Annotated in this window: 11 protein-coding genes; 4 read left to right on the forward strand and 7 right to left on the reverse strand. The window is 65.4% G+C overall.

Annotated elements, in window-relative coordinates:
* Nucleotides 1–36: 36 nt before the first annotated feature.
* The 4 genes from ACFVYC_RS13965 to ACFVYC_RS13980 all read right to left on the reverse strand — a co-directional run bounded on the left by ACFVYC_RS13965 (nucleotide 37) and on the right by ACFVYC_RS13980 (nucleotide 4,250).
* Nucleotides 37–513, reverse strand: coding sequence for a MarR family winged helix-turn-helix transcriptional regulator (locus ACFVYC_RS13965; protein ID WP_387550964.1), 477 nt, complete (start codon nucleotides 511–513; stop codon nucleotides 37–39).
* A 243-nt stretch (nucleotides 514–756) separates the two neighbouring features.
* Nucleotides 757–2,448, reverse strand: a complete 1,692-nt coding sequence (locus ACFVYC_RS13970) for a thiamine pyrophosphate-binding protein (protein WP_387550967.1) — start codon at nucleotides 2,446–2,448, stop codon at nucleotides 757–759.
* Nucleotides 2,445–3,515 (reverse strand): agmatinase, encoded by a 1,071-nt coding sequence (gene speB, locus ACFVYC_RS13975; RefSeq protein WP_387550970.1) that lies wholly within the window; start codon nucleotides 3,513–3,515, stop codon nucleotides 2,445–2,447. The genes ACFVYC_RS13970 and speB overlap by 4 nt, the downstream gene beginning before the upstream one ends.
* A 159-nt stretch (nucleotides 3,516–3,674) precedes the next feature.
* Nucleotides 3,675–4,250 (reverse strand): helix-turn-helix domain-containing protein, encoded by a 576-nt coding sequence (locus tag ACFVYC_RS13980; RefSeq protein WP_387550973.1) that lies wholly within the window; start codon nucleotides 4,248–4,250, stop codon nucleotides 3,675–3,677.
* Between the two features lie 268 nt (nucleotides 4,251–4,518).
* On the opposite strand from ACFVYC_RS13980, the gene ACFVYC_RS13985 reads away from it, so the two are divergent.
* Nucleotides 4,519–6,039, forward strand: a complete 1,521-nt coding sequence (locus tag ACFVYC_RS13985; protein ID WP_387550975.1) for a sodium:solute symporter — start codon at nucleotides 4,519–4,521, stop codon at nucleotides 6,037–6,039.
* 76 nt (nucleotides 6,040–6,115) lie between these two features.
* On the opposite strand, the gene ACFVYC_RS13990 is transcribed toward ACFVYC_RS13985, so the two are convergent.
* Nucleotides 6,116–6,340 (reverse strand): hypothetical protein, encoded by a 225-nt coding sequence (locus tag ACFVYC_RS13990; protein ID WP_387550978.1) that lies wholly within the window; start codon nucleotides 6,338–6,340, stop codon nucleotides 6,116–6,118.
* Between the two features lie 256 nt (nucleotides 6,341–6,596).
* On the opposite strand from ACFVYC_RS13990, the gene ACFVYC_RS13995 reads away from it, so the two are divergent.
* Entirely contained in the window at nucleotides 6,597–7,832 is a 1,236-nt protein-coding gene (locus ACFVYC_RS13995; RefSeq protein ID WP_387550980.1) for a VIT1/CCC1 transporter family protein, read from the forward strand.
* Between the two features lie 97 nt (nucleotides 7,833–7,929).
* Nucleotides 7,930–8,850, forward strand: a complete 921-nt coding sequence (locus tag ACFVYC_RS14000; RefSeq protein ID WP_387550983.1) for a matrixin family metalloprotease — start codon at nucleotides 7,930–7,932, stop codon at nucleotides 8,848–8,850.
* A 25-nt stretch (nucleotides 8,851–8,875) separates the two neighbouring features.
* Here ACFVYC_RS14000 and ACFVYC_RS14005 read toward each other — a convergent pair whose 3' ends face one another.
* Both ACFVYC_RS14005 and ACFVYC_RS14010 read right to left on the reverse strand, forming a co-directional pair.
* Nucleotides 8,876–10,012 (reverse strand): LOG family protein, encoded by a 1,137-nt coding sequence (locus tag ACFVYC_RS14005; RefSeq protein WP_387551208.1) that lies wholly within the window; start codon nucleotides 10,010–10,012, stop codon nucleotides 8,876–8,878.
* Nucleotides 10,013–10,140: 128 nt separating this feature from the next.
* Nucleotides 10,141–11,553, reverse strand: coding sequence for a sugar porter family MFS transporter (locus ACFVYC_RS14010; RefSeq protein WP_387550986.1), 1,413 nt, complete (start codon nucleotides 11,551–11,553; stop codon nucleotides 10,141–10,143).
* A gap of 295 nt (nucleotides 11,554–11,848) precedes the next feature.
* Between ACFVYC_RS14010 and ACFVYC_RS14015 the strand changes: the two genes are divergently transcribed.
* Nucleotides 11,849–12,589, forward strand: a complete 741-nt coding sequence (locus ACFVYC_RS14015; protein ID WP_387550989.1) for a GntR family transcriptional regulator — start codon at nucleotides 11,849–11,851, stop codon at nucleotides 12,587–12,589.
* The last annotated feature ends 12 nt before the right edge of the window (nucleotides 12,590–12,601 follow it).

The raw sequence follows: 12,601 nt of genomic DNA on the forward strand, positions 1-12,601 counted from the left end.
GTCGGGGCGGCGGTCTGGCTTGCCATAAGTCGGTTCCTAAGGGGTGTGGGTGGTGATGGTGCCGGCCGCCTTTGCCCGGGCTGATTGCAGAAGTGATTCGGTGAGCTTGTGCAGGGTTTTCGCGGTGCTGCCTGCGTCTTCCTCACTCCAGTCGCGCAGGTAGTCCTGCAGGACGGCTGTCCGTTGCTCTTCGATGCGGCGGAGTTTCTCCGCACCCAGGGGCGTCAGGGCAACCAGCTGGGCACGGCCGTCGTCGGGATCCTGCCGGCGGACCACCAGGCCATGTTCTTCAAGGTCCGCGATGTGGCGGCTGAGGACCGGGGCGCTCACGCCCAGCCGCTCGGCCAGGTGGGTAGCACGGGACTCCCCCTCACCCACAAAGCGCAGGACGCCCTGGAGCGCTACTCCCGTGTCCTGCCCGCGCACGCCGGCGGTGGCAATGCACCGCACCGCCCGCTGAAGATCGAAGATCTGGTACACGAGGTCCGCTGCCGTGTCCGGTGCTACTGCCATGCTCCAGCGCTCCCTACTTGTTTGCCTGAAGCAACTATATCGCAACTTGGTTGCTTTGGGAAACTAATGGGCACAGCGGCGTACAGCATCCGCCCAACTTGAACGTAAGCATGCTTTGCATTACGTTGGTTTCAGCTTCTCCGCCTGTCCCCCATCAGGCGGAGCGGTTGCCAGAAAGGCCCCGCAGCACGAAACCGTGCGGCGGGGCCTTTTACTGTCTGCGCCTGGCGAGGGCAGGGGGCGTTATTCGGGGAGGTGGGTGGGGGCGAACATTTTCAGGAGGGTTTCAACCACGACGACGTTGGGTCCGTCCGCAGCGAACCCCGCCTTCAGGGCTTTCCCCACATCCTCCGGGGCCACTTTCGTGGCCGGCACGCCGAATGCTTCGGCGAGTTTGACGAAGTCCGGCCGGGCGAGTTCGGTGGCGGTTGCCTTGCCGAAGGCGCCCACCATGTATTCGCGCAGGATGCCGTAGCCGCCGTCGTCCACAATCAGCCAGGTCACCGGCACGTTGTGCTGCTTCGCGGTGGCCAGTTCCGAAACGGAGTACATGGAGGAACCATCACCGGAGACCGCGAGGACCCGGCCCTGTTGGCCCACCGTTTCCAAACCGACGGCCGCGCCGATCGCGGCCGGGAAGCCGTAGCCCAGCCCGCCGGCGCCCTGGGCGGAGTGGAACTGGCCCTCGCGGGCATCCCAGCAACTCCAGCCCCAATATGCGGAGATGGTCATGTCCCAGAAGGTCTGCATGTCCGCCGGGACGGCCTCGCGGATGTCGGCCATAAATGCCAGTTCCTTGCCAAGGTCCTGGGATTCGAGCCGTGCCCGGACCTTCGCCAGCGATTCCTTCACCAGGTTCTCGGGTGAGGTGCCGTGCCAGTTCGGTGTGGCCTCGACAGCGTGGAGTGACCCGTCAAGGGCCGCCAGCGCCTGGCTGGCGTCGGCCCGGATGCCCAGGCCCGGGCGGTTGGATTCGAGGACCCGGGGTTCGGCGTCGATCTGGATGATTCGTCCGCGCGGTTCAAACGTGAAGTAGTTGGAGGTGACCTCGCCCAGGGACGACCCGATCACCACCAGTACGTCCGCTTCCTCCAGCACATCTGTCATGTAGCGGTCCTCGATCCAGGCCTGCAGTGAGAGCTCATGGTTCCAGGGAAACGCACCGTTGCCGCCAGGAGTGCAGATCACCGGGGCACGAAGTTTCTCCGCGATCGAGAGCAAGGATTTTTCGGCCCGGCCCCGCCGCGTGCCGCCGCCCGCGATGATGGCGGGGCGTTTCGCTTCCTGCAGCCATTTCACCGCTTCGCGGACCAGCTCCACCCGGGGCGGGTTGTCCGCGGCTTCGGCCAGCGCGTCCTCCACCGGCGGCACCATAATCGGATCGAGCAGGACGTTCTGCGGGATTTCGATCCAAACAGGTCCCTGGGGCGAGGAGATCGCCTCCGTCCACGCATCCTGAATGGCCGACGGGATACCCGACGCGTGCTGGATCAGCCGCTGGCTCTTGGTGACGTTCGCCGCGGAGGCCTTCTGGTCATCGAGCTGGTGCAGCATGCCCTTGCGCCGGGCGCCGAGGCCTTCGAGCGGAATCTGGCTGGCAACCACCACCATGGGGACGCCGGTGGCATACGCTTCCTGGAGTCCGGCAAGCGACGTCAACGCTCCGGGCCCGGTGGAAAGGAAGAGGACCCCTACCTCCCCCGTTGCCCGCGAGTATCCGTCCGCGGCGAAAGCGGAGTTGTTCTCCACCCGCGAGGAGACGAACTGCAGGTTGCCCCTGCCCATTGCGTCGAAGAGCCCCAAGGCATGCTGCCCGGGGATGCCAAAGACAGTCTTGGCGCCCAGCGCCTCAAGGGTTTCGACGACGAGGTCCCCGCCGTTGCGCGCAGCCGTCCCCTTGGTAGGGGCTGCAGTACCCGGATCGAAGTCAATCACCGTTGCTCCTTACCTGCCGCGGCGAAGCCGGCCGGCCTGCGGGCCTCTTGGCCGAGGGCCTGGGCTGCATAGCCCGTCTCCGTTCCGAAGCGGTCTCCGGGAAGGGCGTTGTCCGCCATCAGGGTCACCAGTTCGTAGGCAACGTGGCTTGCCGCAACCCCGGTGATTTCGGCGTGGTCGTAGGCGGGGGCAACCTCGACGACGTCGGCGCCCACCAGGTTCATCCCGCGGAATCCGCGGATGATTTCCAGCAGCTCGCGGCTGGTGATGCCGCCGGCTTCCGGGGTGCCGGTACCGGGGGCGTGGGCGGGATCCAAGACGTCGATGTCCACCGAGATGTACAGCGGGCGGTTGCCGATCCGGTCCCGGACCTTGGCCACGGTTTCCAGGACGCCCTGGTAGTAGACGTCCGCGGAGGTGACGATGCCGAACCCGAAGCGATGGTCGTCGTCGAGATCCTTTTTGCCGTACAGCGGACCGCGGGTGCCGATGTGGCTGATGGCCTCAGTGTCCAGGATGCCCTCCTCGACGGCGCGGCGGAACGGCGTGCCGTGGGTGTATTCGGCGCCGAAGTAGGTGTCCCAGGTGTCCAGGTGCGCGTCGAAGTGCAGCATGGCAATCGGCTCGCCGGCACGTTCGGCGGCGGCGCGGAGCAGGGGCAGGGCGATGGTGTGGTCACCGCCGAGGGTCACGAGTTTGCTGCCGCCGCTGGTGAGGTCCAGCGCGTTCTGCTGGATGGTCTCGATGGCTTCGTTGATGTTGAACGGATTGACCGCCATGTCCCCGGCGTCGGCCACCTGGACATTTTCGAACGGGCTGACGTCCCAGGCAGGGTTGTACGGGCGCAGCAGCCGGCTTGCCTCACGGACGTGGTTGGCGCCGAAGCGGGCTCCAGGGCGGTAGGAGACGCCGGAGTCGAAGGGAACGCCCACCACCGTGACATCGGCCTTTTCCACCTGGTCCAGGCGCGGAAGCCGGGCGTACGTGGCAGCCCCGGCGTAACGCGGAATACGGGATGAATCGATGGGGCCAAGGTTGCCGTTGGCTTCGATGCGCAGCTCTTCCAATGGAGGCCTCTCCTTCGAGGAGTTGAGGGACTGATGTGACTGCCATCATACAGCTTGTTTCTGTATGTGCACCAGATGTTTACCGATGTGGCCTAGCTTGGAGCGCACTCAACCACGGCAAAGTACAGGAAATTAGGGAAATCCCGGCAGGCCGAAGGGTCAGCGGCTGGCGGCCGGGACCAGAACCCAGAGGACTTCGACCGGCTGGTCCGTGGGGTTGACCCAGGTGTGCGGCTCCCTGCCGGGAAAAGTCACGGTGTCCCCGGAGCTCAGGTCATATTGCTCATTGGTGAGGATCAGCCGGATATTGCCCTTAATGACATGAAGGACGTCCACATCGCAGTCCACCGCGTAGAGCTCGGTCTCGCCGCGGCCGTGGGGCTCGATGCAGGCCTGGATGATCTGGATGCGCCGCTCCGAACGGGCCGTCAGCAGGCGCTCCACGATGCCTTGGCCCCCCAGGGAAATCCGAGGCCCGTCATTGCGCTTGGTGAGGTGGGTTTCCGGCGCGGCAAACAGGTCTCCGATGGAGATCGAGAGGACCTGGCACAGCGTCACGAGCGAGGCCACGGACGGGGACGTCAAGTCGCGCTCCACCCGGCTGAGGAAACCCTTGGTGAGCCCGGTGGCGTCGGCAACCTGCTCGATGGTGAGCCGCTGCGACTGCCGCGCGGCGCGGATCCGGGAACCAATGGCAACAGGTACGTTGCTCGGCTCAACTGGCAGTGCCTTCATCTGCGTACCTTTCATGGCCGGCCGCCCGGCCCCACTCTGGAGCAATACTAATGGCCAGCAGCTTCTGTGACGGCTGCAATTCAGGTGCGGCTACCTCCACCAACATCCCCTTGACTGTTACCACGGTCACAGCCTACGCTTTGGAAAACACCTGTTGCCTATAGGGCAATATTTGAGAATCGACTCTCACACTCATCCTCGTGCAGCGGTTCCCGGCCTTCCCTTTCCGGTGACCACCCCGGCTGCCAACAGCTCCAAGGAGTCCGACGTGGACGCAAATGTCATCAACATCGCCATTGTGGTGGTGTACCTTCTCGCAATGCTGGCATTCGGCTGGTGGGGGAAGTCCCGCACCAAGAACAACAGTGACTTCCTGGTCGCCGGCCGTCGCCTTGGCCCCTTCCTTTACACCGGCACCATGGCCGCCGTCGTCCTGGGCGGTGCCTCCACCGTCGGCGGAGTAGGCCTCGGCTACAAGTTCGGCATCTCCGGCATGTGGCTGGTGGTCGCCATCGGCGCCGGCGTCCTGCTCCTGAGCCTGCTCTTCGCCGGGACCATCCAGAAGCTGAAGATCTACACGGTCTCCCAGATGCTCACGCTGCGCTACGGCAGCCGGGCCACCGAGGCTTCGGGCATCGTGATGCTCGCCTACACACTGATGCTCTGCGCCACGTCCACCGGCGCCTACGCCACCATCTTTGTGGTGCTCTTCGACTGGGACCGCGCGCTGGCCATCGGCGTCGGCGGCGCGATCGTCCTGATCTACTCCACCATCGGCGGAATGTGGTCCATCACCCTGGCTGACCAGGTCCAGTTCATCATCAAAACTGTCGGCATCTTCTTCCTGATGCTCCCCTTCACCCTCAACGCCGCGGGCGGCATCGACGGCATCCGCAGCCGGGTGGATGAGAGCTTCTTCCAGATCGACGGCATCGGCCTGCAGACCATCATCACCTACTTCGTGGTCTACACCCTGGGCCTGCTGATCGGCCAGGACATCTGGCAGCGCGTCTTTACGGCCAAGACGGCCAAGGTGGCACGGTGGGGCGGCGCCACTGCCGGCATCTACTGCATCCTTTACGGTGTTGCCGGCGCGCTGATCGGCATGGCCGCCAGCGTGGCGCTGACCAATATCGAGATCGCCGCCAAGGATGACGTTTATGCCGAGGTTGCCCAGACCCTCCTGCCCATCGGAATCGGCGGCCTGGTCCTCGCAGCAGCCGTGGCAGCCATGATGTCCACGGCATCAGGGGCACTCATCGCCGCGGCAACGGTGGCCCGCGCCGACGTCCTGCCGTTTGTGGCCAGCTGGTTCGGCAAGGACATCAACACCGGGGACACGGACGACCCCGAGCACGACGTCAAGGCCAACCGCATCTGGGTCCTGGCCCTGGGGCTCATTGCCATCGCGATCGCCATCATCACCAAGGACGTGGTTGCGGCCCTGACCATCGCCTACGACATCCTGGTGGGCGGCCTCCTGGTGGCCATTCTCGGCGGCCTTGTCTGGAAGCGTGGCACCGGCATCGCCGCCGCCGCTTCCATGGCCGTGGGCTCAGTGGTCACCCTGGGCACCATGATTGTCCTGGAAATCAATGCGAAGGCGCCGCTGGACGGGATCTACGCCAACGAGCCCATCTACTACGGCCTGCTCGCATCCGCCGTGGTGTACGTCGCGGTTTCCCTGCTGACCAAGCCCACCGACCCGCAGGTGATGCGGAACTGGCAGCGCCGGGTTGCCGGGCAGGACACCCGGGAGTCGTCAGCGGAAGCAGTGTCCGCCCCCTAACGGCACCTTTCCGGCACGCACGACGGCGGCACCTCCTTTCGCATATCAGCGAAGGCAGGTGCCGCAGTCGTACGTTCTATTGGGATTCGCGGAACTCGTCGTCATCAAGCGGGACTACGCGTTCCTCCGCGTCGATGACGACAGGCGGCGCCTGGACTACGGGCTCCTCCGCGTCCAGGAATTCGTCCTCGGTGTCCCAGTCTTCTTCACTGACGGGCACATCCTCGGCATAGTCGTAAGCGGGATCGGCTTCTACCGAATCAAGGTGGGGCATGTCCGGGTGCTGTCCGGTGGTGTTCATTGTGCAACCTCCGTTTGTTCGCCGCTGACGTGCTCTTTCCTGTGGGCGCTGGCGGGCGCCACACTTTCATCACAGCACCGCCGCGTGCCCCCGGTCAAGGGTCAACGCCGGAGCTTGAGGGCCACCGAAAACCGGCCATTTTTGAGGGACACCGAAACTCCCGCGTAAGGGAAGCCAGCCGAAAACCCGCGGATTTCCGCGGTAAGCTGGCGGGGCAATGGGGCCGAACCATGCCCCATCCAGCCCAGGAGTTTTCGTGTCCCAACACGCCGAACCACACCACCACCGTGCCGCCCCGCCAGAGCCTCCTCCCTCGGACTCCGGCCCCGCGGCAGCCGGCACGTCCGGACCCGAGACCGCCGGCCCGCCGACACCCGCAAGCCCGTCCGGACCCGCAGGCCGAACGGCACCCCCGCCCACGTCCACCGACATCCGGCGCTGGCGCCAGTACCTGGCGGATGAACGTGCGGAGGCTGCTGTCTACCGGGACCTGGCCCAGAGCCGGCAGGGCGAGGAACGTGACATCCTGCTCGCCCTTGCCGAAGCAGAGGGACGGCACGAAGCCCACTGGCTGGGCCTCCTCGGCGACCACGCGGGCAAACCCCGCCCGGCGTCGATGCGCAGCCAGCTGCTCGGTTTCCTGGCGCGGCACTTCGGATCCGTGTTCGTCCTTGCCCTCGCCCAGCGCGCAGAAGGCCGCTCCCCCTACGCCAAGGACCCCAACGCAACGGATGCGATGGCTGCCGACGAGCAGATCCACGAGGAAGTGGTCCGCGGACTGGCCACACGCGGGCGCAACCGCCTCGCCGGGACCTTCCGCGCCGCCGTCTTCGGCGCCAACGACGGTTTGGTCAGCAATCTTTCCCTGGTGATGGGTATGGCGGCGTCCGGCGTGGCCAGCAGTGTGGTGCTGCTCAGCGGCATCGCCGGGCTGCTCGCAGGCGCCATGTCCATGGGAGCCGGAGAGTTTATCTCGGTCCGCTCCCAGCGTGAACTCCTCGCAGCCACACGCCCCACCCAGGTCACCCTGGCCGCGGCCCCCAAACTGGACATCGAGCACAACGAACTGCTGCTCGTCTACCTGGCCAGGGGCATGTCCCAGGAAGCGGCGCAGCACCGTGTTGCCGAACGCATGGGCCTCCTGTCCTGTGACTGCGACCCAAGCCTGTCCCTGCAGCCGGAACTTCCGGAGGCCGAGGACCAGCACGAAGCCGTAGGCACAGCGTGGGGCGCGGCGCTGTCCAGTTTCTGTTTCTTCGCTTCCGGGGCCATCATCCCCATCCTGCCGTTCCTGTTCGGCATGACCGGTGTAGCTGCGCTGGTGGTGGCAGGTGTACTCGTGGGCCTCGCCCTGCTGGTCACCGGTGGCATTGTGGGCCTGCTTTCCGGCACATCACCGCTGACCCGCGGCCTGCGGCAGCTCGCCATCGGGCTGGGCGCTGCTGCTGTCACATACCTGCTCGGGCTGGTCTTCGGCACCGTTATCCACTAGCACTGCAGCTCACTGGCAGTAAAGTTCTCTGGCATCAGGTTCGCCCGCAACAGGCCCGCGGCAGCGAACGGGCGCGGCAGAGATATTGGGGGCAGTAATGGACGGGCAGCAGCCGCCACGCCATGCCGGGAGGCGGGCGCGCACTGGAGGCAGCGCCAGGGCCCTTCGATTCGTACTGACGGGTGCCCTGTTCTCCGCAGCATTGCTGGGAGCAGCTCTGGTGCTGGACGATCCCCGGTTCAAGGATTTCCTCGATGTCCGCCTGGGCCCCGGCCAGCCAGAGGGCGGCGTGCCCCGGGCCGGGACCGCCAGAGAATCCGGAGGACAACCCGCGGCGGAGGCCCGGACGGGAGCACCGCCGGCGGGAGTCGGGGAAGAGCCGGCTCCCCTGGGCGCACCCGTGCCACCAGCCGCGGGCAGTGATTCCTACCGCTTCCTGGCCGTTAACGGCGATGGCAGCCCGGTGGGGTACTCCCCGTGCCGGCCGCTGCACTATGTCATCAACAATGAGCTGGCGCCGGCGGGGTCCGAGCACCTGGTGTCGGAAGCGATCACAACTATTTCCGCTGCCACCGGCATCATTTTCGTCTACGACGGCACCACCACCGAACTGCCGTCGCCCCAGCGGCCGCCCTATCAGCCCGATGCCTACGGCGAGCGCTGGGCTCCGCTGCTCATCGCCTGGACCACCCCGGACGTTGCGCCGCAGCTGAAGGGCAAAGTGATCGGCACCGGCGGCAGCACCCACTACGGTTACGACGACGGTCCCAAGACCTTTGTGACCGGGGGCCTGGACCTCGACGCACCACAGATAGCCGATGAACTACTGAATCCCGACGGCCGCCTCTACGCCACGGCGGTGATCCTGCACGAGCTCAGCCATGTAATGGGGCTTGACCATGTGGAGGACCCCACCCAACTGATGTACCCGGAGATCGGCACCCCCGAGGGTCTTTCCACCGGCGACCTCAACGGCTTGTACGAATTGAGCAAAGCGCAGTGCCGCAAGGACCTCTGAGCAGCCGCGCCGCCGGCCATCCGGGTTAGCCCCGCAGGACTGCCACCGCTTCGTCAACCGTGTCCACCAGGAAGATCCGGTGTTCCATGTCCCTGCCCGCGGCCAGGCTGCGGAGCATCGGCCACGCCGGATACTGGTGCTCCCAGTGGTGCCTGCCCACCAGCACCATGGGCGTGATTTTTTCGCGGGCGGCGTAGTAGTTTTCACACGCATCCTGGAAGATCTCCTGGACTGTGCCTGCAGCTCCGGGCAGGAAGACAATGCCCCCTTGGCAGAGCTCGAGCAGGATCGCTTCGCGAACCGCGTTGGCGAAGTATTTGGCGATATGCGTGGCGAAGTAGTTGGGTGGTTCATGGCCATAGAACCAGGTGGGGATGCCCAGCGATGGAGTTCCGTCCGGGTGGCGTTCGACGACGGCAGCCGCCGCCCGCGCCCACGCGGACACCGAGGGACGGAACCCCGGGACGGAGCCGAGCCCTGCCAGCGCAGCCTGCAGCCCGCCGTCGTCCGCCTGGCTCAGGTACGCGCCCAGGTTCGCTGCCTCCATCGCCCCGGGCCCCCCGCCGGTTGCCACGACATGCCCGTCACGGGCAAGCAACCTGCCCAACCATGCTGCCTGGGCATAATCGGCACTCCCCCGCCCGGCTGCATGCCCGCCCATGACGCCCACCACGGACCGGTTGGAGAAGGGCCCGGAATGGATTGCTTCTTCCAACGCGTCGCCGATGGCGTGGTCGTGCAGCGCTGAGGCGAGAGTGGCGTCCAGCCGGTGCCGTTGCCCCGGTTGGATGCTCCACTGGTAGATGCGTGCGTCCGGCAGTTGTTCGTACGGGCTATCCGCGAGGCCGGCGTAGAGCTCGGCGGGCGAATACAAGCCGGCCCGGTAGGGGTTGAAGGGAACGGATTCGAGGCGCGGGAAGATCAGGGCGCCCCGGCGTCGGAGGGTGTCCTCGATCCCGTCGTCAAAGGTGCAGCCGAGGAAGATCGCGCCTTCAACGTTGACCTGCTCCAGGGCGGGGGCCCGTCCGCGAAGGTCCAGCGATTGGGCGTGCCAGCCGTCCAGATCTACCCCACGCGCCGTGAGCAGGAGGCGGTCGAAGGTGGCGAGGCTGTCCACCTCGAGGCTGCGCGGGCTGGGACCGAGGTTCCCGGAGAGGTTCACTGGCGCCGCCGCCCTCTGCTGCTCATTCACCCAGCGTAGGCCACGGGACACCAGCAACGCGGGGTCAGATCCCGCCCATCCGGGAGTCCGGATTGGGCGGGATCTGACCCCGCGTTGGTTGGCGCGGGCTAGACGCGTGCCGGGGCTACGCCCTCACGGAAGTGCGTTTCGAGATCCTCGAGCGAGTGGCCCTTGGTCTCCGGAACGAACTTGGTGACGAAGAAGAGGGAGCCCGCGTTGACCAGGACGAAGAGGCCGAACGTGCCCGTGGATCCCAGGGCCTCGACGACGATCGGGAACAGGAAGGAAATCGCGGCGTTGACCGTCCACAGAACGAAAACGGCGATTCCCATGGCGAAGCCGCGGATGGCCAGCGGGAACATCTCCGAGAGGAGCAGCCAGACGCAGGTGCCGATGAAGCACTGGACGAACGCAACGAACAGCATCATGGCGGCAAGGATGGTGTAACTGGCCAGATCGGACTGGGGAAGCAGGAAGACGACAGCAAGCAGGGCCTGCGATCCGACCACCCCGGAGAAGCCGATAACCAGCATTTTCCGGCGCCCGATGAAGCCGAGCAGCCAGATGCCAAGGATGGTCATCAGTACTGACGTCACACCGACACCGATGGTGGCGACGAGGGATGCGCTCACTCCCAGGCCGCTGTTTTCAAGGATAGTGGGGGCGTAGTAGTTCACGGTGTTGATACCGGTGGCTTGTTGCACAGTGGCCAGGCCGATGCCAATCCAGAGGAGCCGGCGCATCCAGGGGTTGTCTCGGAGGTCCCGCCATGCGTGGCCGCGTTCCTTCTTGGCTGTCTGTGCTGCCCGAGCGATCTCTTCGAATTCAGCGGCGGCTTCCTGCGGGTTGCGGCTCAGGTTCAGGACGCGGCGGCTGTCCTCAAGCCGACCACGGATGGCGTACCAGCGGGGGGACTCGGGCAGCAGCAGCATGCCGGCGAGCAGTGCGAGTGCAGGCAGGGACGCGATGCCCAGCATGGTGCGCCATACCTCCGTGTCCTGGATGAGGGCGTCAAGCAAGGCGTTGATGGCGAAGGCGAGCATCTGGCCAGTGACGATCATGAGCTCGTTGATGGTCACCATGCGTCCGCGGAGGTGGGCGGGCGCCATCTCCGCGAGATACAGGGGGCATGTGACGGCAGCAGCACCCACACCGAGGCCCAGCAGGATGCGGGCGGCGATCATAAAGGAGACGTTGGGGGCGATGGCGCAGCCGATGGCGCCGAACAGGAACAGCAGGGCGCAGATCAGCAAGGAGCCGCGGCGTCCAAGTTTGTCCGCCATGCGGCCGCCAGTGAGGGCGCCTACAGCGGCACCCGGAAACAGCAGCGCACTGACCACAGTGGCTTCCTCGACCGAATTCATGTTCAGTGAGTCGTTCATATAGAGAAGCGCGCCGGAGATGACGCCGGTGTCGTAGCCGAAGAGCAGCCCGCCGAGGGTGGAAATCACAGTAAGCCGGGCGAGGTAACCTCGGCTTTTGGTGCCAGGGGCGCCAGTGGATTGTTTCTGCAACTGCATTGTTGCCTCTCAAATTCTCTAAGGGGTCGGAGTGCCCGGCCAGGAATGTGATGCGTGCCACCTACTTTAGAGCGCTCTAATTCGGCACGTCAAGTAAAAGTCCTAATGTCAGAACAATTGCCGGTGGTTGGATGCGCCGGCTGGTGGCCGCGAAGCCCCTTGACCCGCCAATCCGGCCTGCTACGATCAAGGAGGAAACTATGTCCTATCAAGCGAACATATAGCCGCGAAGCGGCCGTGCGCGTCCGTCCCCCGATCAGGCCGGGAGCTGCAAACCAAGGAACAGGAACGTAACGTGGCGAACAACCTGGGGCTCAGCATCGACCGGTCTTCCCCTGTCCCCCTGTATCACCAGGTGGTGCAGGGTATCGAAGCCGCGATCTACAGTGGCGTCCTGGAACCGGGGAGCCGGCTGGACAACGAGATCGACCTCGCGGCCCAGTTGAACCTTTCCCGCCCCACAATGCGCAAGGCCATGGATGAGCTGGTAAGGTCCGGCCTCCTGGTGCGCAAACGCGGCGTGGGTACCCAGGTGGTATCGAGCCAGGTTCGCCGTCCGCTGGAGCTTTCCAGCCTTTACGACGACCTCACCAACAACGGCAAGAAGCCCACCACCGAGGTGCTGAGCTTCTCCCACGTGGAGGCTGACGATCCCACCCTCGCCACCCTCCAGCTTCCTGCCGGCTCCAAGGTCTACCACTTCACCCGCCTGCGCAAGGTGGGCGGCAAACCGCTGGCACTCATGGAGAACTGGGTGCGGGACGATATCGCCGCCATGGACGAGGCCATGCTCGCCGCCGAAGGCCTGTACGCAATCCTTCGCCGGGGCGGGATTAACTTCCGGTTAGCCAACCAGCGCATTGGCGCAATGATCGCCAACGACTACCAGGCCTCCATGCTCGACACCGGGGCCGGGTCCGCCCTGGTCACCATGGAACGCACGGCCACGGACGACACCGGCCACCGCGTCGAAACCGGGCACCACGTGTACCGGGCGGATTCCTACAGCTTTGAAATGACACTCGTACAGCGCTAATACAAGGAGCCA

This window comes from Pseudarthrobacter sp. NPDC058329, from assembly GCF_042879835.1.
GTDB lineage: Bacteria > Actinomycetota > Actinomycetes > Actinomycetales > Micrococcaceae > Arthrobacter.

Bases quoted from the DNA above. Each gene is read 5' to 3' on its own strand.
- ACFVYC_RS13965 (WP_387550964.1), bottom strand. From the start codon at position 513: ATGGCAGTAGCACCGGACACGGCAGCGGACCTCGTGTACCAGATCTTC.
- ACFVYC_RS13980 (WP_387550973.1), bottom strand. From the start codon at position 4,250: ATGAAGGCACTGCCAGTTGAGCCGAGCAACGTACCTGTTGCCATTGGT.
- ACFVYC_RS13990 (WP_387550978.1), bottom strand. From the start codon at position 6,340: ATGAACACCACCGGACAGCACCCGGACATGCCCCACCTTGATTCGGTA.
- ACFVYC_RS14000 (WP_387550983.1), top strand. From the start codon at position 7,930: ATGGACGGGCAGCAGCCGCCACGCCATGCCGGGAGGCGGGCGCGCACT.
- ACFVYC_RS14010 (WP_387550986.1), bottom strand. From the start codon at position 11,553: ATGCAGTTGCAGAAACAATCCACTGGCGCCCCTGGCACCAAAAGCCGA.